We start from the raw sequence: 20,509 nt of genomic DNA, 5'->3' as shown, positions 1-20,509 counted from the left end.
CGCGAACGCCCCCGCCAGTTGGCATCAAGGTCTTGTGTAGCACGCTTGCAAAAGGTGGTCAATAATTTATGCTTCATGTCAATCTATGAGGAATGACCTATTCCCGACGACGAGCGAACTCCGTATACCCGGCGTGTTTTTCCTTCGTACGGGCGATCCCATCCGCAGCCTTGGCGGCAGGATCACAATGGGCTCCCGCCTTCACGGAAGGGCCGCGGTGGATCGGGGCGCCGCAGGGGATGAAGCAAATGAGTAGAGGTTGCCCGGCCGGGCGCCCATCGAGGGGGACGAAGTGATCCACACGGTATGGCCGTACCTGGCCGTGATGCTGCTTGCCGCCGGCGTGTTCCCGGCCATGGAGCGGCGCTTCGGCTGGCGCGTGTTCAACGTGCTGCCGCCGATCGTCTTCACCTACCTGCTGGTGACCGCGCTGGCGGTGTCGGGCCTGTGGCAGGTCAACGAGGAGATCCACACCGCGCAGGCGATGCTGGTCTCGCACATGGTGCCCGCGCTGCTGTTCCTGCTGATGATCAACTGCGACTTGCGCGCAATCTTCGCGCTCGGGCCGCGCGTGCTGGGCGTGTTCGCCTGCACCTCGGTGGCGCTGTTCATCGCCTTCATCAGCACCTTCCTGATCTATCACCGCTGGCTGCCGGGCGATGCCTGGCATCCGCTGGCGGCGCTCTCGGGCAGCTGGGTGGGCGGCACGGCAAACATGATTGCGGTCAAGCAGGCGATCGGCATGTCCGACCAGCACCTGGCGATGAGCCTGCTCACCGACGCGCTCTGCTATTCGACGTGGGTGGCGGTGCTGTTCGCGCTGGCCCGCGTGGCGCCGGCCTTCAACCGCTGGACGCGCGCCACATCCAGCGGCGACCTGCAGGTGGCAGAGACGAAGGCGACCGGGCCCACCAACTACGAATCAGTCCTGCTGTGGCTGGGACTCGCGCTGGGCGTGGCGGCGCTGAGCGCGTGGCTGGCCGGCTATCTGCCGACCTCGACCATGATCAGCGGCACCACCTGGACCATCCTGCTCGCCACCGGCGCGGGCCTGGTCGCGGCGCACACGCCACTGGCGCGGTTTCCCGGCGCCAGCACGATTTCCAGCGCGATGCTGATCAGCGTGGTGGCCGTGCTCGCTTCGCAGAGCAACTTCCACGGCATCGGCGCCGCGCCGTTGTACCTGCTCTGCGGCGTCACCATCATTTCCATCCACGCCGTGATCCTGGCCGGCTTTGCCAGGCTGTTCCACTTCGACCTTTACCTGTGCGGGATCTCCTCGCTGGCGCACATCGGCGGCGTAGCCGCCACGCCGGTGCTGGCGGCAAGCTATTCGCGCGCGCTGGTGCCGGTCGGCATCCTGCTCGCGCTGCTGGGCTACATACTGGGCACCGGCTTCGGCCTGGTGGTGGCGTCGGTCATGTCGATGCTGGCCGGAACGTAAGGCCATGAGGACCACGATCATGCGAACTTCCCTCACTTCCGTGCTGCTGGCGCTGTTGCTGGCGGCTTCGCCATTGCACGCGCGCGACCAGGTCCCGGCGCTGCCGGTACCGCCTTCGGGCGTGCTGGGCGTGGGCGAGGCGCAGCTGACGCCCGCCTTCTGGATCGGCCTGCAGCCGCAGCCGGACCGGGAGATCATGAGCCGCCGGCAGATCGAGGCGCAGAACGAGGCGCTGTTCGCGCAGGACAAGTCCATGCACGAGCTGCGCAAGCTGCCGGCCACCTTGAGTGCGGCGCAGGTGCGCGGCTGGATCCAGGATCTGGCCCAGCCGCCTGCCAAGCCGCTCTACGACGTCGACGGCAAACCGGTACCGCAGGCCACGCTCGACGCCATCGTCGCGGCGCGGGCGCTCGATACGATCCCGGCGAGCCAGGCGACGCGGTACGGCATGGTGGTGCGCCGCGCGGCACTGCGGACGTTCCCCACCACGTTGCGCGTGTTCAGCCATCCGGGCGACACCGACATCGATCGTTTCCAGGAGACGGCCGAATTTCCGGGTACGCCGGTGGTGATCGCGCACGCCAGCCGCGACGGCCGTTGGCTGTTCGTGGTGAGCCCGCGCTACGCCGCCTGGACCGAGGCGGCCAACATCGCCGAGGGCAGCAAGACCGCCGTGTTCGGCTATGCCGACAGGACGCCGTATCGCATCGTGACCGGTGCGAAGGTCTATACCGTCTATACGCGCGAGGCGCCGGCGGTCTCCCAGGTGGAGCTGGACATGGGCACGCGCGTGCCGGTGCTCACCGACCTGCCGCCGGACCAGGCGGTCAACGGTCAGACGCCCTATGCCGCGCACGTGGTGGAGCTGCCGGTGCGCAAGGCCGACGGCTCGCTCGACTTCAGCCCCGCGCTGATCCAGAAGAACGCCGACACCGCCGCCGACTACCTGCCGCTGACCCCGCGCAACCTGATCACCCAGGCGTTCAAGTTCCTGGGCGAGCGCTATGGTTGGGGCCATGCCTACGACGGGCGGGACTGCTCCGGCTTCGTTTCGGACGTCTATCGCTCGATGGGCGTGCAGATGCCGCGCAACACCTCCAGCCAGGGCGTGAGCCCGGCCTTCGCCAAGCACACGTTCACCCAGTCGAGCTCGCACGACGAACGCCTGCAGGCGGCGCACGCGCTCCAGCTCGGCGACCTGGTCTACATCCCCGGCCACGTGATGCTCTCGCTGGGCCAGTGGAAGGGCCAGCCGTGGGTGATCCACGACGTGCTCGGCATGAGCTACCGCATGCCCGACGGCTCGACCCGGCACGTCAAGCTCAACGCGGTCTCGGTGACGCCGCTGCTGCCGATGCTCTACGGCAGGGACTCCACGTTCATCGACCACATGACGAGCAACGTGCGCATGCGGCCCTGAGCGGGCCGTCGGGCAGGACGCCCGCCACACGCCAAGAAAGGGCTGGTGGGCGCAAGCCCGCCCTACGGACAACACAAGACCGACAACCCATGAAGATCACAGACATCCAGTTCGGCATGCTGCGGGTGCCCTTGAAGACACCCTTCAAGACCGCGCTGCGCACCGTCAACCAGGTGGAAGACATCGTGGTGATGGTGCACACCGACACCGGCCAGGTCGGCTATGGCGAGGCGCCGGCCACCGCGGTGATCACCGGCGACACGCACGGCTCGATCGTCGATGCCATCCGCCACTACATCTCGCCGCGGCTGATCGGGCAGGAGATCGCCAACCTCAACCGCCTCACCCACCTGGTGCAGGGCTCGATGGAGAAGAACTCCAGCGCCAAGGCGGCGGTGGAGATCGCCATCTACGACCTGTGGGGCCAGCTCTACGGCGCGCCGCTGTACAAGCTGCTGGGCGGTGGCGATCCGGTGATCACCACCGACATCACCATCAGCGTGGACTACATCGACAAGATGGTGGCCGATTCGGTGGCCGCGGTGGAGCGCGGGTTCGAGTCGCTGAAGATCAAGGTCGGCAAGGACATCGGCGTCGACATCGATCGGGTCAAGGCGATCTACGCGGCGGTCGAGGGTCGCGCGCTGCTGCGCCTGGACGCCAACCAGGGCTGGACCGCCAAGCAGGCGGTCTACGCGCTGCAGACGCTGGAAGAGGCCGGCATCAAGCTGGAACTGGTCGAGCAGCCGGTCAAGGCGCGCGACCTCGAAGGCATGCGCTACGTCACCGAGCGCGTGCACACGCCGGTGATGGCCGACGAGAGCGTGTTCGGCCCGATGGAGGTGATCGAGCTGATCCGCATGCGCGCGGCCGACATCATCAACATCAAGCTGATGAAGACCGGCGGCATCTCCAACGCGATCAAGATCGCCGACATCGCGCAGCTGCACGGCATCGACTGCATGATCGGCTGCATGCTGGAGACCTCGATCAGCGTGGCGGCCGCCGTGCACGTGGCGGTGGCGCGCGCCGACGCGATCAGCAAGATCGACCTGGACGGGCCGTCGCTGGCGCAGTTCAACCCGGTCGACGGTGGGGTAATCTTCAATGAATCGGAAATCTCCGTGACCGACGCCCCAGGCCTCGGCATCCGCGAGATCCGGGGCCTGGAGAGGATCGACGACTGATGTCGCCGCTGGTCAAAATCCGCTCGGAACGCGACCAGATGTCGGCGGTCGAGCGGCGTGTGGCCGACTTCATCCTGGAAAACGCGCACCTGTTGCGCGACTACTCCTCGCAACAGCTGGCCAATGCCCTGGGCATCAGCCAGTCCAGCGTGGTCAAGTTCACCCAGAAGCTGGGATTCAAGGGATATCCAGATCTCAAGTACTCGGTCAGCGAGGCGATCGCCCGCGCCGACAACGGTGACGCGCCCGCGCTGGCGCGGGCCGGCGAGAGCGGCGAGGAAGGCCCAGGCGCGCTGTGGCGGCGCAAGTCCGAGGCGGAGGAGGCCACCCGGCTGATCAATCCGCCGGAAGTGATCCACGCCATTGCCGCGGCGATCGAACAGGCCGGGCGCGCGGGCAAGGTTTTCATGATTGGCCTGGGCGAGGACGACATCTACGCGCGCAACTTCGCGCTGCGGCTGTCGCTGCTGGGCATCCTCACCGTGCACAACTTTGACACGGCACGGATGACTGCCAATGTGTCGGCGGCCGGTGCTGGCGACGTGCTGCTGGTGTTCTCCGAGCACGGCAACCATCCGGCGCTGTGCAAGATCGCGCGCTATTTCCGCGAACGGCGCGGGCAGGTGATTACCGTCACCCGGCACACCGCCAACCCGTTGCGCACGCTGGCCGACATGCAGTTGCTGGTCAGCGCGCACGACGAGCGGCCGTACATCCAGCCGCTGCTCTACCAGTCGGCACTGCAGCACCTGCTCGACTGCGTGTTCGTGCTGCTGTGCGAAGGCCAGGACGACCGCCATGCGCAGCTGCTCGCCAACCTCGACCGCATCCAGCTGATGCTGGAGCCCTGAGTTGGGCGTCCCGACGTCCGCACTCTTGCTTCTGGGCCCCTCTCCCTCGGGAAAGGGCTTGGGGGAGGGCTCGGCCGCGCATACCCCGCTTCGCCCGAACCCTCACCCGCCTGGTCGGCATCCTCTGCCGAGGGGAGAGGGATTTGCCCCCGGGGCTTATGGCAGGCGCTTCGACTTCGGCCTGCGGCCCACGCTCAGCGTGAACGGCCATGGTCACCAGAAACCGTTCGCGCTGAGCGTAGCGAAGCGAAGTCGAAGGGAACCCACCCGTTTACCTCAGGAGTATCCATGCGCAATTGCGTGCTGCTGACTCTCGCGCTCGCCTTTGCCGGCAGCGCCTTCGCCGCCACGGACGAAACCACCGCCTGGTCGGACGCCCGCCAGATGGTCGTCGTCACCACGCCCGGCTGGAACGTCGACCACGGCACCTTGCGCACCTACGCGCGCACCGCCGATGGCTGGAAGGAAATCGGCCAGCCAGCCCCGGTCACGATCGGCAGGGCCGGCGCCGGCTGGGGGCTCGGGCTCAACGCTGCCCGCCACGACGGCCCGGTCAAGCGCGAAGGCGACCTGCGCAGCCCGGCCGGCGTGTTCGACATCGGCGAGGCGTTCGGCTACGCCGCCAAGGCGGACACGGCGATGCCGTACCGCGCGCTGAGCGCCACCGACTACTGCGTCGACGTCAGCGGCTCGCCGCAGTACAACCGCATCGTCGATGCCAAGGTGGTGGGCGAGAAAGCGGTCGAGGGTTCCACCGAACCCATGCGCCGCGACATCCACGTGCACGGCGACCAGCGCTATCGCCAGGGCTTCGTGATCGAGCACAACAGGCAGCAACGACCGCTGGGCGGAAGCTGCATCTTCGCCCATCTGTGGAATTCGCCGGTGGACGCCACCACCGGCTGCACGGCCATGACGCCTTCGCTGATGCATCGCCTGCTCGCGTGGCTGCGCCCGGAGGAGCATCCGGTGTTCGTGCTGCTGCCCACGCCTGCTTACGCCAAGCTGCAGGGCCAGTGGCATCTGCCCGTGCTGGGCGGAGTCGCCCGATGAGTCCTACCGCACGCGTGCTGGGCGGCCTGGCTGCCGGCGCCATCCTCGGCCTGGCGCTGGCGGCCTGGAATCCGCTCGTCGCCACGCAGGTGGCCGACATCGTCCAGCCGGTCGGCAAGCTGTGGCTGAACGCGCTGCAGATGACCGTCGTGCCGCTGGTGCTGGCGCTGGTGGTGGTCGGCGTCAACACGGCGACCGACGCCGCCGCGTCCGGCCGCATCGCGCGGCGCGCGATCGTGGTGTTCATCCTGTTGCTGCTGCTCGGTGCGCTGTTTACCGCCGCCGCTGCGCCAGCGCTGTTCTCGCTGTTCCCGCACAACCCGGCCTTGCGCAGCGCACTGGACCACGCGGTGGTGAGCGGCGCTGCGCGGACCGCTCCTGTGAGCTGGTCGGCATCGCTGATCGCGATGATTCCCAGCAACGCCATCATGGCCGCCGCGCAGAGCGCGATGGTGCCGCTGGTGGTATTCGCATTGTTCCTGGGCTTCGCATTGACGCGCATCGCGCCCGCGCGCCGCAGCATGCTGGTGGAGTTCTTCCAGGCGATCGCCGACGCGATGATCGTGGTCGTGCGCTGGGTGCTGTGGGTGGCGCCGCTGGGCGTGTTCGCGCTGATCCTGGGGGTGTGCGCACGCTCGGGGCTTAGCATGCTGAGCGCGCTGGGCGTGTACGTGCTGGCGGAGATCCTGCTCTACCTGGCGGTCACCGCGATGATGTACGGCGTGGCGGTGTTCTGGGGCGGCGAGAAATTCAGCCGCTTCGTCGCCGCATTGCTGCCGCCCCAGGCGGTGGCGATCAGCACGCAGTCCTCGCTCGCCTCGCTGCCGGCGATGCTGGAAAGCGCCGAGCAGAGGCTGGGCTATCCGAAGCAGGTCAACGCCCTGGTGCTTCCGATGGCGGTCACGCTGTGCCGCCTGACCAGCCCGGTGCAATACCTGACCTCGGCCGCGTTCATTGCCTGGGCTTACGGTGTCGACCTGTCCGCCAGCCAGCTGATCGCCGGCGCGGTACTGGCGGTGGTGATCAGCCTGGGCTCGGTGGGCCTGCCTGGCGCGGTGACCTTCATCGCCACCAACCTGCCGGTGGCGCAGTCGATGGGCCTGCCGGTCGGCCCGCTGGGCCTGATGCTGGCGGTCGACACTTTGCCCGACGCCTTTGCCACGCTGGGCAACGTCACCGCCGACGTCACCGCCACCAGTGTGGTGGCGCGGCAATCGCGCGACGTGGTTCCGGCGCAGGAAGCGGGCGAGAGGTAACCCGACCACGCACAACCTTCCCCGACCTCTCCCCCAACAGGGGAGGGAACACTTGAGACGAATCCGCGCATGCAATCGATCGAAACCGACGTGATCGTGATCGGCGCCGGCATGGCCGGCGCCTCGGTGGCCTATTTCCTCGCGCCGCACGCACGCGTGCTGGTACTGGAACGCGAGAGCTACGCCGGCATGCACTCCACCGGCCGCTCGGCGGCGCTCTTCAGCGAGACCTACGGCTCGCCGCAGGTGCGCGCGCTGACCCGCGCGACGCGGCCGTTCCTGGTCAGCCCGCCGGAAGGCTTTGCCCGTTCGCCGATACTGACGCCGCGCGGCGCCACCGTAATCGGTACGGCCGAAGATGCCGACCGCGTGCGCGCCGAATACGAGGCGATCCTGCCGTACACGCGCGATCTCGAACTGCACGATGCCGCCCGTCTGCGCGCGGCGGTGCCAGTGCTGCGACCGGAGGCGGCCGCGATCGGCATGCACGAGCCTGGCGCCGCGGACATCGACGTCAACGAACTGCACCAGGGCTTCCTGCGCGAACTGCGCGCGCGCGGCGGGCAGTTGCGCCTGGACGTGGCGATCCGCGCGATCGAACGCACGGCCGCCGGCTGGGAGGTCGAAGCCGGCGAAACGCTCTACCGCGCACCGCTGCTGCTCGATGCCGCCGGCGCCTGGGCCGACCAGGTCGCGCGAATGGCGGGCGTGGCGCCGCTGGGCCTGCAGCCCAAACGCCGCTCGGCGTTCGTGTTCGAACCGCCCACCGGCGTGGACATACATCGCTGGCCGTTCGTCTGCGATATCGCCGAGACGTTCTACTTCAAGCCCGACGCCGGCCTGCTGCTCGGCTCGGCTGCCAACGCCGACCCGGTCGATCCGCACGACGTGCAGCCGGAGGAGTACGACATCGCGCTGGGCATCCACAACATCGAGCAGGCGACCACCATGGAGATCCGCCGTCCGACCCGCACCTGGGCCGGCCTGCGCTCCTTCGTCGCCGACGGCGACCTGGTCGGTGGCTTCGCTCCCGACGCGCCCGGCTTCTTTTGGGTCGCCGCCCAGGGCGGCTACGGCATCCAGACCAGTGCCGCCATGGGCGAGTCGTGCGCGAACCTGGCGCTCGGGCGGCCGTTGCCCGGCCACCTGGTGGATGCGGGCCTGTCGGCCGCCCTGCTCAGCCCGCACCGGCTGCACTCCGTCGCCGCGGTGTCGGCTCCGTAACAAAGGCTGACGGGAGCTGGTCGGGCGCCGCCGGTGGTGAGGTGGCACCAGCCGTTCGATGGCAGTGGGATACCGTCGCAGTCCTGGCAAGGCAGCGGACGCCGCCGGCGTGGCAGGGCCACGCGTTTCGTGCCAGGCAGCCTGGCGCGGGTGGGCGTTCAGTGCGCTGCGACGGGCCGACTCACGGGAGAGGCTTGCCGTATGGACGTCCGTTGCTGACGGCAGTGGCCGAGGCACCGGTTGCCGGGGCGGGCTATCATGACGATTCGCCCGGCTTATCTGCGTGCCCACCATGCTCCTGATGATCGACAATTACGACAGCTTTACCTTCAACCTCGTCCAGTACCTGGGAGAGTTGGGGCAGGAGGTGAAGGTGGTGCGCAACGATGCGCTGGACGTGGCGGGCATCCGCGCGCTCAAGCCTGCGCACATCATGATTTCGCCCGGGCCGGGCACGCCAGACGACGCGGGCGTATCGCTGGCGGTGCTGCGCGAGCTCGCCGGCGAGATTCCGGTGTTCGGGGTGTGCCTGGGCCACCAGGCGATCGGCCAGGCATTCGGCGGCAGGGTGATCCGCGCCAAGCAGATCATGCATGGCAAGACTTCGCCGGTCCGCCATCGCGGGCAGGGCGTGTTTGCCGGCCTGCCCGATCCGTTCGAGGCGACGCGCTACCACTCGCTGGTGGTCGAGCAGGGCTCACTGCCCGAATGCCTGGAAGTGACCGCCTGGACGGAGCATGCAGACGGCTCGCTCGACGAGATCATGGGGCTGCGCCACAGGACGCTGCCGGTCGAGGGCGTGCAGTTCCACCCCGAGTCGATTCTCACCCAGTACGGCCACGACATGCTGGCCAACTTCCTCGGCCTGCCGCGGCGGAAGCTGGCGGCATGAGCCCGCGCGAAATTTCGATCACGCCGCAGGAAGCACTCCAGCGCACCATCGAACACCGTGAAATCTTCCACGACGAGATGATCGCGCTGATGCGCCAGATCATGCGCGGCGAGGTAAGCCCGCTGATGACCGCGGCGATCATCACCGGCCTGCGCGTGAAGAAGGAGACCGTGGGCGAGATCACCGGTGCCGCGCGGGTGATGCGCGAACTTTCGGCCAAGGTCGAAGCGCCGGCGCACCCGCACTTCCTCGACATCGTCGGCACCGGTGGCGATGGCGCCTCGAGCTTCAACATTTCCACCGCTTCGATGTTCGTCGCGGCGGCGGCCGGTGCGCGTGTGGCCAAGCACGGCGGGCGCAGCGTGTCGTCCAAGTCCGGCAGCGCCGACGTGCTGGAGGCGCTCGGCGCGGTGATCGACCTTGCGCCGGAACAGGTCGCCCGCTGCATGGAGGAGACCGGCATCGGCTTCATGTTCGCACCCAACCATCATCCGGCGATGAAGGTCGTCGCGCCGGTACGCAAGGAGATGGGGGTGCGCACGCTGTTCAACATCCTCGGTCCGCTGACCAACCCGGCCGGCGCGCCGAACATCCTGATGGGCGTGTTCCACCCCGACCTGGTCGGCATCCAGGTGCGGGTGCTGCAGGCGCTGGGCGCGCGCCACGCCATGGTGGTGTGGGGCCGCGATGGCATGGACGAAATCTCGCTGGGCGCGGCCACGCTGGTCGGCGAGCTGCACGGCGGCGAGGTGCGCGAGTACGAGATCGAGCCGGAGGATTTCGGCCTGGCGATGGCCTCCAGCCGCAACCTCCGCGTGGAAAGCGTGGACGAGTCGCGCGCCATGCTGCTCGACGCGCTGGGCGCCCGGCCCGGTGTCGCGCACGACATCGTCTGCCTCAACGCCGGCGCGGCGCTCTACACCGCCGGGGTGGCGGGCGACATCGACGAAGGCATCGTGCTGGCGCGCCAGACCATCGCCAGCGGCGCCGCCCATGCGAAAATGACCGAGTTCGTTGCTGCCACGCGCAGGCTGGCCGGTTCGTCGTAAGCGGCACCGGCGTTGCCGCTCCGTTGGCTTTTCGCGCACAGGTGCGCTCCTACCGTTCGACGCCATGACCGACATCCTTCAACGCATCCTCGCCCGCAAGGTCGAGGAAATCGCCGAGCGCAGCGCCTCGCTGCCGCTGGCCGAGCTTTCCTCGCGCATCGGGGACCTGCCGCCCACCCGCGGCTTTGCCGCCGCCATCGAGGACAAGCTCGCCGCTGGCCTGCCGGCGGTGATCGCCGAGGTCAAGAAGGCCAGCCCCAGCAAGGGGGTGATCCGTGCGAACTTCGACCCCGCCGCCATCGCGCGCAGCTACGCCTGCGGCGGTGCGGCCTGCCTGTCGGTGTTGACCGACTGCGATTTCTTCCAGGGCAGCGAGGACTACCTGAGGCAGGCGCACGAAGCCTGTGCCTTGCCGGTGCTGCGCAAGGACTTCGTGATCGATCCCTATCAGGTGTACGAGGCGCGCGCGATCGGCGCCGATTGCATTCTGCTGATCGTGGCGGCGCTGGACGATGCGGCGCTGCTCGAGCTCTCGCTGCTGGCTGCCGAGCTCGACATGGACGTGCTGTGCGAGGTGCACGACGGTGACGAGCTGGAGCGTGCGCTGGCGCTGCCGGTCCCGCTGATTGGCGTCAACAACCGCAACCTTCGCACCTTCGAAACCAGCCTGGACACCTCGCTGGCGCTCGAGCCGCGCATGGCGGGCGATGACCGCGTGCTGGTGGCCGAATCGGGAATCCACACGCGCGAAGACGTGGCGCGCCTGCGCGCGGCGGGCATCCACGCGTTCCTGGTCGGCGAGGCGTTCATGCGGGCCGAGGATCCGGGCCAGGCGCTCGATCGGTTGTTCGCGGCCTGACGCATGGAAGGGCAGGAAACCGCGGCCGCCGGTGTACCGCCGGTCGTGCTCTTCGATTTCGATGGCGTGCTGACCCACGCCGATACCTTCGAGCTGTTCGTGCGCGAGCGCTATGCACGTTCGGCCTGGCGCAAGCTGCTGGCCCTGCTGGCACTGCCCTGGCTGCTGTTGCTGTGGCCGCTCACGCGCCGGCTGCAGCGCCCGCTGGTGCACATCGCCCTGTTGGGCCTGGACGAAAAGCGCTATCGCGCTACCGTCAATGCCTTTGCCGCCGAGCTGGTGCGCCGCCCCGGCCACTTCTGTCGTGACGGCGTGCGTACGCTGCGCCGGCACCAGGCTGCGGGCGAACGGGTGATCGTGGTGACCGGCTGCGAGCACACGTTGGTCGAAAGCCTGCTCGCCCAGCTGGGCCTTGCCGGGGTGGAGCTGGTCGCGTCGCGGCTCAGGCGCGGCGCATTGGGCCTGCGCGTCGCATACCACAACGTCGGCGCCGGCAAGCTCACCGCGCTCACCGCGCACGGCGTGCCGGCCTGGCGGCGCGCCTACGGCGATTCGCTGCATGACCTGCACATGCTGCGAGCGGCGGCCGAACCCGTTCTGGTCAACGGCACGCCGAAGCTTTGCAAGCGAATGGAGCGGGCGCTCGGGCGGACGCTCGAGCGGGTGGCCTGGCGCTGAGAGTCTGCGGCGAACCGGCCGATGCCACATGCTTGGTTGCTTCCCTCCGGGCTCGCGAGAGGCTTGCGGGGATCGCTTTTCCAGAATACGTTAGCGCTTACATATTTTAACCGCGGCGCGATCCATGTATCTGGCATCCCTCGGCAAGCTGGCCCTCGGCAGCCGCCTGAAGGCCCTCAGCGACCACTTCTACGGAGCCGCGGACGAGGTATACCGCACGCTCGGTGCGCCCATCGAGTCGCGTTGGCTGCCGGTGCTGCGCTATCTGTGGGACGCAGGTCCCAGCACGGTGACCGACGTGGCCAATGCGATCGGCCAGACCCATTCGGCGGTGAGCCAGCTTACCGACAAGCTGGTCCGCGCCGGCATGGTCCGGCGCCGGCGCGACCCGGCCGATGGCCGGCGCACGGTGCTGGCACTTACCGACAAGGCGCGCGGCGCGCTCTCCACGCTCGGGCCCATCTGGTGCGCCGTGCGGCGCGGCGTGAATGCCTCGCTGGATGAGCATGCCGCGCATCTGCTGGATGCCATCGCGGCATGCGAGCGTGCGCTGCAGGATCGTCCGGTGGCGGAGGCGATCCTGGCAGAGCATGCCGCCATCAAGGCGGCGCCGCTGCAGATCGTGCCTTACGCGCCGGCGTTGCGCGGTGACTTCTACCGCCTGAATGCGCAGTGGCTGGAGCGTCATTTCCAGCTCGAGGAGATTGATCGCGCCGTGCTCAGCGAGCCGGAGCGCCACATCCTGCAGCCGGGTGGCGCGATCTTCTTCGCGCGCCTCGGCGACGAGGTCATCGGTACCTGCGCCTTGCTGCAGGAATCGCCGGGCATATTCGAGCTCACCAAGATGGGCGTGGACGAGACCTTCCGCGGACTGGGCGCGGGCAGGCGCCTGCTCGACGCGTGCATCGCCGAATTCCACCGCCGCGACGGCCGGATGCTGTTCCTGGAGTCCAACAGCCGTCTGCAGACCGCGCTGCGGATGTACCAGAAGGCCGGCTTCGTGATGCAGCCGTCGGTGCGTCCGGGTTCGCACTACGAGCGGGCAGACGTCTACATGATCTACCAGCCGCAGACGTGACCATGCGGTCGCACCGTCGGCGGTGCGGCTGCATGGTCACGCCCAGAAAACCAGTGGCGCAGCTTCAGCGCGTGCCACGCACCACGATGGTCTTGCCGGACACGTTGATCATGCCCTGTTCCTCGAGCTGCTTGAGCACGCGGCCGACCATTTCGCGCGAGCAGCCGACGATACGGCTGACTTCCTGGCGGGAGATGCGGATCTGGGTGCCTTCCGGATGGGTCATCGCGTCCGGCTCCTGGCACAGGTCCAGCAGCGTGCGCGAGATGCGGTTGGTGACGTCCATGAAGGCCATGCGGCTGACCTGGCGCGAGGTGCGCAACAGGCGGTTGGTCAGCTGCGAGCCGATCGCGAAGAGGATCTTCGGGCACTCCTCGCGCAGCGGACCTTCCATCAGCTGGAACAGTCGCTCGTAGCTGATCTCGGCCATTTCGCACGGCGTGCGGCTGCGCACGATCGACTCGCGCTGCGCCTGTTCGACGAACAGGCCCATTTCGCCGATGAACTGGCCGCGGTTGAGGTAGGCCAGGATCAGCTCACGGCCCTGCTCGTCCTCGGTGCAGACCGCGAGCGAGCCCTCGATGATGTAGTAGAGCGTGTTGGCCGGATCGCCAGGGCGGATGATCGCGGTCTTGCCCGGATAGCGCCGACGATGGCACAGCGCCAGGAAGCGTTCCATCGATGCCGGGTCGGGCGCGAAGCTCAGGGGCGCCTGGGACCGTTCGAAAGCCTGCTGAAGTTGGTATTTGAGTTGCGCCACGTTGGATTCCCGCTGGTGAGCCACGGCGCTGCCGCCAAGGCGTTACCATGCAACACGTGTCTCGCCTGATCAAGAGATGGCGCGACAAGGCGCACGTGAGTTCTGTTTTTCCGGGTTTTGCCGCATACTTCGCAGTCCTTCGGCCAGGCTGCGCTTCGGCCGGAACTTCAGGTCGCGCAGGATAAGGGTCCTGGCGCGTCTTTTTTCCTTCGCGGGGACCCTTGCTGCTAACCCGCCTCATCTGCTGGCCGTGTCCCGGCCATGGAGAGTCGCCGTGGTGAAACCGCTCCCGCGCCTGCGCCTGCAGGGCTTCAACAACCTGACCAAGGCCCTGAGCTTCAACATCTACGACATCTGCTACGCAGTGTCCGAAGACCAGCGCCAGCGCTACATCGAGTACATCGACGAGCAGTACGACGCCGACCGCCTCACGCAGATCCTCACTGACGTGGCGGAGATCATCGGCGCGAACATCCTCAACATCGCGCGCCAGGATTACGATCCGCAGGGTGCTTCGGTCACGATCCTCATCTCCGAAGAGCCGGTGGTGGAGAAGCTTGGCCGCGACACCATTTCCGGCGCCGTGGTGGCGCACATGGACAAGAGCCACATCACCGTCCATACCTACCCGGAAACGCATCCGCACAACGGCATCGCGACCTTCCGCGCGGACATCGACGTGGCCACCTGTGGCGTGATCTCGCCGCTGAAGGCCCTGAACTACCTGATCGACAGCTTCGAGTCGGACATCGTTGTGTGCGACTACCGCGTGCGCGGCTTCACCCGCGACGTCAAGGGCAAGAAGCACTTCATCGACCACAAGATCAACTCGGTGCAGGACTACCTGGCGCGCCACATCCGCCAGAAGTACGAGATGTTCGACGTCAACGTTTACCAGGAGAACATCTTCCACACGAAGATGCACATCAAGGACTTCGACCTGGACACCTACCTGTTCGAGGCGCACGCGGACGATCTGTCGTTCAAGGAGCGCCAGCGCATCGAGTCGCTGCTCAAGCGCGAGATCGAGGAACTGTTCCACGGCCGCAACCTGATGTGACGAAAGCCCCGCCGCCCGGCGGGGTTTTTCGTTGGGGGCATGTCCGCCAATCTGCCGTGCCGGTGTCCGGCTGCCGATGGTGATGTCGCGAACGACGCCAGCGCGACCGCATCACCCGTGGGCCCCGCCGCGGGCATCAGATGCGATAGGCGATGCTCTTCATCACCAGCGAACTCAGGTGCATCAACCCGGGAACCGGGAAGGGCAGATCGATGCCGCCGCGCGCCTTGGCCTCGTCCGCATGGCGCGTTTCGTCAGCCTGCATTTGAACGAGCACGGCGCGCGAGCGTTCGTCCTGCGGCGGCAGGCGCTGCAGGTGGTCTTCCAGGTGCGCCTCCACCTGGCGCTCGGTCTCCACCACGAAACCCAGGCTGACCCTGTCGCCGACCAGTGCAGCGGCGGCGCCGATGGCGTAGCTGCCGGCGTACCACAACGCATTGAGCAGGCTCGGGCGGCTGTCCAGTTCGCGCAGGCGTTGCGCGCACCAGGCGAGGTGGTCGGTTTCCTCGTCGGCCGCGTGCTGCAGGTGGAGGCGAGTGCCGCCGTCCCGCGCCAGTGCGGCCTGGCCGTCGTAAAGCGCCTGGGCGCAGACCTCACCGGTGTGGTTCACGCGCATCAGGCCGGCAGCATGCCGGCGCTCCTGCTCGTCCAGCGTGGCTTCCTCCAGCGGGCCTGCGGGTGAAGGGCGGGTCGCTTCCGGCGCGCCGGCCACGGTTTCGAGGGCGCGCTCGACACCGGCAAGCAGGCGGTCGAGCGGAGAGAGCGTGCGTACGTTCATGATGGACTTCCATGGGCAAGTTGCTGCGCGAGCAGCACCAGCGGATGCAGGGTTGGAACCGCCCGGTCTTGCTCGGCAAGGCCCGCGGCCAAGTGCAACCGGCAGCCGATATTGGACGACAGCAAAGCCTGTGGCGCCAGCGCATTCATGGCCTCGAGCACAGGCGCCCGCAACGATGCAGCGCGCTCGGGGAATTCCAGCATGTGGCTGCCGGCTGCACCGCAGCAGCCGGGCGGCAGCGGCACGATTTCCAATGCCGGTACGCGCCTGAGCAGGGACCGCAACGCTTCGTCGCTGCGCGCGACGTTGACCTGTGTGCAAGGCAGGTGCAGCGCGACGTGCAGGGGCAGCGGATCGAACTGGAATCGCCCGGCCTGCGCCGCAAGCAGCGCGTAGGGGTCGGTTACCGGCACGCCGGGCAGGGCGGTGCGCAACTGGCCGATGCAACCGGGCGTGACCGTCACCAGCATCGAGGCGCCGCTGGCCTGCCAGGCGTCCCGGACGCGCTGCATGGCGCGCACGGCCGCATCCGCCAGGCCACCATGGGCGTCCAGTGCACCACAACACGAGGCAGGCAGCCGGGTGACCGGATGGCCGGCGGCCTCGAGCAGGACGATGGCCGCCTGTTGCGCGGCGGTATCCTCGACGCTGGCTACGCAACCGACGAACAGGGCTACGCGTGCGAGCGTCGGCGAGGAAGCGAAATGGGTGGGAGCGGATTCGGCTTGCCGCGGCACAGCCATCATCGCCATTGCCGCGCGCCACGCGGAATGCCTCGGCAACCACCGCGAGAGGCGTGCCTGCCAATGAGGTAGCCAGGCCCAGCCAGCCAGCCTGCGGATCGTGCGCAGCCAGGCCGGGCGCTTGGTCAGAGCGAGCAGCACGCGCGGCCGCCGCGGCGCAGGGCCGAGCAGCGCGCGTGTTTCCACCAGCAGGTCGCCGAAGCGCACCTGGGCAGGGCAGACCCGCTCGCAGCTGAGGCAGCCCAGGCAATGGTCCAGCGGCTTGCGCAGCTCGTCGCTCACTGGCGCTGCCCCCCGTGCCAGCGCCGCTGCGATGGCGATGCGCCCGCGCGGCGATTCGGCCTCGTTACCGTCCAGCGCGTAAGTCGGGCACGCGGGCAGGCACAGGCCGCATTGCACGCACTGGTCGGCCAGTGCGGCAAGGCGCTCGGACTTGTTCTCGGGCATGACCGGCATGCTATCATTGGCAGCTCACAGCCGGCCGACCGGCGGGCTTGCGTGATCGATGACGGCTCCGCTATCATCTCGCGCCTTTGTTCCATCGATTCCGCTAACCGCCCCCGTGGCGGCAGACAGGTATTCTTCAAATGAAAACGTTCAGCGCCAAGCCGGAAAGCGTCAAGCGCGACTGGTACGTGGTCGACGCCACGGGCAAGACGCTCGGTCGTCTCTCCACCGAGATCGCCCGTCGCCTGCGCGGCAAGCACAAGCCGGAATTCACTCCGCACGTGGACACCGGCGACTACATCGTCGTGGTCAATGCCGAAAAGGTCGCGGTCACCGGCGCCAAGCTGGACGACAAGATGTACCACCGCTTCACCGGCTACGTCGGCAACCTGAAGACCATGAGCCTGAAGGACATGCTGGCGACGCACCCGGAGCGGGTGATCGAGATCGCCGTCAAGGGCATGCTGCCGAAGAATCCGCTGGGCCGTGCGATGTACCGCAAGCTCAAGGTGTACGGCGGCGCCGAACATCCGCATACCGCCCAGCAGCCGCAGGCGCTGGAGATCTAAGGAAACCCATGGCTATCCAGCAGAATTACGGCACCGGCCGTCGCAAGACCTCCGCCGCCCGCGTGTTCCTGCGCAAGGGCAACGGCGCGATCGAAGTCAACGGCAAGCCGCTCGACCAGTTCTTCGGCCGCGAGACCTCGCGCATGATCGTGCGCCAGCCGCTCGAGCTGACCCAGAGCGCCGACAAGTTCGACATCAAGGTCACCGTCGCCGGTGGCGGCATCACCGGCCAGGCCGGCGCGATCCGCCTGGGCATCGCCCGCGCGCTGGTCGAGTACGACGAAACCCTGAAGTCGCCGCTGCGCAAGGCCGGTTTCGTGACTCGTGACGCCCGCGAGGTCGAGCGCAAGAAGGTCGGTCTGCACAAGGCCCGCCGCGCCACCCAGTTCTCGAAGCGCTAATCGGCTTCGAGGGGCGATGCACCGGGTCAGAGCGCATCGTTCCCAAGGGTTTTGGGAGATCGTCTAACGGTAGGACAACGGACTCTGACTCCGTTTATCTAGGTTCGAATCCTAGTCTCCCAGCCAACCTAAGAGGCCCGCCATTGGCGGGCCTCTTTTTTGCACGTCTTCCTGGCAAGTTTTCGCGGTGACGGAAGAGTGGTGGCAGACCCGGGGTTCGGATACGAATCCTGCGACGCAGGGCACACCGGTGACGGCTCGACAATACGGCGCAGGGGTTGGCTTGCGCTAGGATGGCGAGGCCGACAGGGGCCGATAGGTTATTGGTTTCACTGGTTTTTCACGTAAAAAATTGTTGGATTGTCGGAATATCGCGCCGACGCGGGGCGCGTCGCCGGGTTGGGGTGACCCGGCCGAACGCGCCAAGGGGGAAGGACGATGCTGACGAGGATCTGGGAAAAAATCTGGCTTCGGCACCTGGCCGTCGCGGCCGGCTATGCCCTGGGTTACGCCCTGCTTCGTGAGGTTTCCTTTTCCCATTGGGTGTTGTTCGCGGGCCTGCGCCTGTGTGCATTGATGCTGATGCCCTACCGCTACTGGCCTGCGCTGCTGGTGGGTGAGCTGGTGCCGCTGGGCTACATCAGTCTCGCCTGCCTGGATCAGTACGGCTGGATGTGGTCGGCCGTCATGCTGGTGCCGCCGATAGGCCTGGCCATGCCGATCGTGCGCTTCTGTCGCGAGCAGCGGCGTCTGTTTCCCGCCCGCTCGATTACGAGCATCAACGTGATGCTGCTTTGTTCCCTGCTGGTGTCGGTCGTATGGACGTTCGCCGACACCATTGCCCTGATCCTCGCGACCATCCACACCTCCTATGACTATCGCGCAGCCGCCGGCCGCTATTTTCTCGGCTCCTACATCGGCATCCTCACGGTGGTGCCATTGGTGCTTGCCGTGCGCGAAGAACTGATCGGCAAGCCGGTCAGGCAGATCCTGGCAGGCGTGCCGGAAAGCCGCCTGGTGCTCGAAAGCATTTCTTTGCTGTTGCCGGCCCTGGCACTGCTGGTATGGCTGGCTTCGGGCGTCGCCGGCGATGCGACCCAGGCCGCGCGGATGGCCATGTTCCTGCCGGTCGCCTGGCTGTCCTTGCGCCATGGCTGGCGCGGTGCTGCGGTGGGTGGCACTGCGGCCAGCATTGCGGTGATCCTGACGATGCCCGTCCTGCGCGACCATGGGACCGTCCAGGCCCAAGCCTTCATCGCCTTCACGATCACCACCATGCTGATGCTCGGCGCACGCATCGCGGCGCTGCACGAACTGGAAAGGCAAGAGCGCATGGACTCGCGCCTGGCATTGGCCATGGCGCAGAGGAACGTCTACCTGGGCGAGCTGCAACTGCGGCAGACGTCCTATGCGCTGGAGCAGATGAGCAGTGCGGTCCAGGCCTCCTATACCCAGCTGCTGGGACGTATGCGCAGCCTGTTGCCAGGCAACGACGAACGTACCTACTACCGCCAGGCAGCAGTGGCACAGCACCAGATGTACCGCCTCGCCGATTCGCTGTATCCGCTGACGTGGCGGGACCGCGGACTGCCAGCCGCACTGCGCGAAGGGTCCATTCCCCGCGCGCTGGACGAGGGCGGCATCGTCTACTGGTGCGACATCCAGGGCGACGTCGAGCAGCTTTCCAGCAGTGTCCACATGGCGCTCTACCGGCTGGCATCGGAAGCCATCGGCATGGCCTGTTCCAAGCGCAACGTCAGCAAGATCCGCGTGAGCCTGCGCTGCGGCCAGTCCCGTGGCCGGCGCTGGGCGGTGCTTTGCGTGGACAGCGACGTGGACTACGAGCGGCTGGCCCGCGTGCGTTGGGACGAGGTCATGTCGGCGCTCGGCGGGACCGGCATGGGGCTGGGGGCGCTCAAGGACCGCGCCGGCATTTTCGAGGGCACGATCCATGCGCGTGTCCGCGGCACCGGCAACCGCATCAGCATGTTGCTGTTCGATCCCATGCTTTCCTGACTGCGGGCCGCCTCGCGGCGGCAGCAACGGTTGGTCGCAAAAAAAACCGCCCGAGGAAGGCGGCTTTTTGCTGTCCATGACGTCGGACTTACGGGGAATGGCTGCTGCATTCTTCCGGATCGTCACAGGGCGTGGTTGCAGCAGTCGTCGTGTCGGGGCCGGCGGTGAACATGGTCGTGCCGTCACTCATCGGCACGGCGTTCAGCTGCAGGGTCCCGTCGCGAAATACCGTTTCGGCGTAGGGGGTCAGCGGTACCGCCGTGGCGCTGGTCGAAGCGCTCTGCTGCGGTGTGGAAATGCGCCGGGCATCGCGCCCCATGGGCAGTACCAGGAATTGGCCGTTAATGTCCGCGAAGACCACGCGCACGTTCCCGTACAGGTCGTTTACCTGCACGTACTGCACCCCGCCGTTGCCGAACATGTAGACGTGCCAGTGCCTGCTCGCACTCAGGTCGCGAGCGTTGGGCCAGGCTTGACCCAGACCTGTGCCGGGCGTTGTCGCTGCCATGGCGGCGCCCGAGAGTCCCATGACGACCAGGCCGGCGCAAAGGGCGCGGCACGGCAGGAGGTTGATCATAGCCATGTCCCCTTGTTGGACTGCTCACTGACTGAGCTATCGCACTCTACCAGCAGGAAAAGTGATGTTTTTGCGAAGGTGCTGGTCAAATCTGGGCACCTTGTTAAGGCGCCTGGTTAAGGCTCCGGGGTACTTGTCGAACCGGATTCCGGCCGCCTCATGGAGCA

At 67.3% G+C, this 20,509-nt stretch carries 20 protein-coding genes and 1 tRNA gene; 17 read left to right on the top strand and 4 right to left on the bottom strand.

Features of this window, described 5'->3' with window-relative positions:
* Positions 1 to 292 precede the first annotated feature (292 nt).
* From BMZ38_RS04290 to BMZ38_RS04235, 12 genes are all read left to right on the top strand, one after another.
* Positions 293 to 1,444, top strand: coding sequence for a DUF819 family protein (locus BMZ38_RS04290; RefSeq protein ID WP_091335610.1), 1,152 nt, complete (start codon positions 293 to 295; stop codon positions 1,442 to 1,444).
* Positions 1,445 to 1,463: 19 nt separating this feature from the next.
* Positions 1,464 to 2,864 carry a C40 family peptidase gene (locus BMZ38_RS04285; RefSeq protein ID WP_091335609.1) on the top strand — a complete coding sequence of 467 codons (1,401 nt, stop codon included), beginning with the start codon at positions 1,464 to 1,466 and terminating at the stop codon, positions 2,862 to 2,864.
* Between the two features lie 89 nt (positions 2,865 to 2,953).
* Positions 2,954 to 4,051, top strand: a complete 1,098-nt coding sequence (locus tag BMZ38_RS04280) for a dipeptide epimerase (RefSeq protein ID WP_091334612.1) — start codon at positions 2,954 to 2,956, stop codon at positions 4,049 to 4,051.
* Complete coding sequence (locus tag BMZ38_RS04275; protein WP_091334610.1) at positions 4,051 to 4,902, top strand: MurR/RpiR family transcriptional regulator; 852 nt, start codon at positions 4,051 to 4,053, stop codon at positions 4,900 to 4,902. The genes BMZ38_RS04280 and BMZ38_RS04275 overlap by 1 nt, the downstream gene beginning before the upstream one ends.
* A 288-nt stretch (positions 4,903 to 5,190) precedes the next feature.
* Positions 5,191 to 5,955, top strand: coding sequence for a L,D-transpeptidase family protein (locus tag BMZ38_RS04270; RefSeq protein ID WP_091334608.1), 765 nt, complete (start codon positions 5,191 to 5,193; stop codon positions 5,953 to 5,955).
* Complete coding sequence (locus BMZ38_RS04265) at positions 5,952 to 7,211, top strand: dicarboxylate/amino acid:cation symporter (RefSeq protein WP_091334606.1); 1,260 nt, start codon at positions 5,952 to 5,954, stop codon at positions 7,209 to 7,211. The genes BMZ38_RS04270 and BMZ38_RS04265 overlap by 4 nt, the downstream gene beginning before the upstream one ends.
* 69 nt (positions 7,212 to 7,280) lie before the next feature.
* Entirely contained in the window at positions 7,281 to 8,435 is a 1,155-nt protein-coding gene (locus BMZ38_RS04260) for an NAD(P)/FAD-dependent oxidoreductase (protein ID WP_091334604.1), read from the top strand.
* 292 nt (positions 8,436 to 8,727) lie between these two features.
* Entirely contained in the window at positions 8,728 to 9,327 is a 600-nt protein-coding gene (locus BMZ38_RS04255) for an anthranilate synthase component II (RefSeq protein ID WP_091334602.1), read from the top strand.
* On the top strand, positions 9,324 to 10,376 hold the full coding sequence (gene trpD, locus BMZ38_RS04250) for an anthranilate phosphoribosyltransferase (RefSeq protein ID WP_091334599.1): 1,053 nt from the start codon (positions 9,324 to 9,326) through the stop codon (positions 10,374 to 10,376). The genes BMZ38_RS04255 and trpD overlap by 4 nt, the downstream gene beginning before the upstream one ends.
* Before the next feature lie 64 nt (positions 10,377 to 10,440).
* Entirely contained in the window at positions 10,441 to 11,235 is a 795-nt protein-coding gene (gene trpC / locus BMZ38_RS04245; RefSeq protein WP_091334597.1) for an indole-3-glycerol phosphate synthase TrpC, read from the top strand.
* A 3-nt stretch (positions 11,236 to 11,238) separates the two neighbouring features.
* Positions 11,239 to 11,913 carry an HAD family hydrolase gene (locus tag BMZ38_RS04240; RefSeq protein WP_091334595.1) on the top strand — a complete coding sequence of 225 codons (675 nt, stop codon included), beginning with the start codon at positions 11,239 to 11,241 and terminating at the stop codon, positions 11,911 to 11,913.
* A 124-nt stretch (positions 11,914 to 12,037) separates the two neighbouring features.
* Positions 12,038 to 12,991: a bifunctional helix-turn-helix transcriptional regulator/GNAT family N-acetyltransferase gene (locus BMZ38_RS04235; RefSeq protein WP_091334593.1), complete on the top strand. Its 954-nt coding sequence runs from the start codon at positions 12,038 to 12,040 to the stop codon at positions 12,989 to 12,991.
* Between the two features lie 64 nt (positions 12,992 to 13,055).
* Here the strand turns inward: BMZ38_RS04235 and crp are convergent, their stop codons facing one another.
* The gene (gene crp, locus BMZ38_RS04230; RefSeq protein WP_091334591.1) at positions 13,056 to 13,751 is read right to left on the bottom strand and encodes a cAMP-activated global transcriptional regulator CRP; all 696 of its coding nucleotides are present in this window, start codon (positions 13,749 to 13,751) and stop codon (positions 13,056 to 13,058) included.
* A 274-nt stretch (positions 13,752 to 14,025) separates the two neighbouring features.
* Between crp and speD the strand changes: the two genes are divergently transcribed.
* The gene (speD, locus tag BMZ38_RS04225) at positions 14,026 to 14,811 is read left to right on the top strand and encodes an adenosylmethionine decarboxylase (protein WP_091334588.1); all 786 of its coding nucleotides are present in this window, start codon (positions 14,026 to 14,028) and stop codon (positions 14,809 to 14,811) included.
* A gap of 136 nt (positions 14,812 to 14,947) precedes the next feature.
* Here the strand turns inward: speD and coq7 are convergent, their stop codons facing one another.
* Both coq7 and BMZ38_RS04215 read right to left on the bottom strand, forming a co-directional pair.
* Positions 14,948 to 15,589 carry a 2-polyprenyl-3-methyl-6-methoxy-1,4-benzoquinone monooxygenase gene (gene coq7, locus BMZ38_RS04220; RefSeq protein WP_091334585.1) on the bottom strand — a complete coding sequence of 214 codons (642 nt, stop codon included), beginning with the start codon at positions 15,587 to 15,589 and terminating at the stop codon, positions 14,948 to 14,950.
* Positions 15,586 to 16,779, bottom strand: coding sequence for a (Fe-S)-binding protein (locus BMZ38_RS04215; RefSeq protein ID WP_245747175.1), 1,194 nt, complete (start codon positions 16,777 to 16,779; stop codon positions 15,586 to 15,588). Before BMZ38_RS04215 ends, coq7 begins: the two co-directional genes overlap by 4 nt.
* 140 nt (positions 16,780 to 16,919) lie before the next feature.
* On the opposite strand from BMZ38_RS04215, the gene rplM reads away from it, so the two are divergent.
* The 4 genes from rplM (at position 16,920) to BMZ38_RS04195 (ending at position 19,765) form a co-directional block, all read left to right on the top strand.
* Entirely contained in the window at positions 16,920 to 17,348 is a 429-nt protein-coding gene (gene rplM / locus BMZ38_RS04210) for a 50S ribosomal protein L13 (protein ID WP_091334580.1), read from the top strand.
* An 8-nt stretch (positions 17,349 to 17,356) separates the two neighbouring features.
* Positions 17,357 to 17,749: a 30S ribosomal protein S9 gene (rpsI, locus tag BMZ38_RS04205; protein ID WP_091334577.1), complete on the top strand. Its 393-nt coding sequence runs from the start codon at positions 17,357 to 17,359 to the stop codon at positions 17,747 to 17,749.
* 52 nt (positions 17,750 to 17,801) lie between these two features.
* Positions 17,802 to 17,875 (top strand) — tRNA-Gln (locus BMZ38_RS04200).
* Between the two features lie 312 nt (positions 17,876 to 18,187).
* Positions 18,188 to 19,765: an MASE1 domain-containing protein gene (locus tag BMZ38_RS04195; protein WP_091334574.1), complete on the top strand. Its 1,578-nt coding sequence runs from the start codon at positions 18,188 to 18,190 to the stop codon at positions 19,763 to 19,765.
* An 88-nt stretch (positions 19,766 to 19,853) separates the two neighbouring features.
* Here BMZ38_RS04195 and BMZ38_RS04190 read toward each other — a convergent pair whose 3' ends face one another.
* Positions 19,854 to 20,342, bottom strand: a complete 489-nt coding sequence (locus BMZ38_RS04190; RefSeq protein WP_091461977.1) for a hypothetical protein — start codon at positions 20,340 to 20,342, stop codon at positions 19,854 to 19,856.
* Positions 20,343 to 20,509 lie beyond the last annotated feature (167 nt).

The sequence above is a fragment of the Frateuria terrea genome (assembly GCF_900115705.1).
Taxonomy (GTDB): Bacteria; Pseudomonadota; Gammaproteobacteria; order Xanthomonadales; family Rhodanobacteraceae; genus Frateuria_A; species Frateuria_A terrea.
The sequence above is the reverse complement of the archived record's forward strand: the minus strand, read 5'-3'. Positions and strand labels throughout refer to the sequence as shown.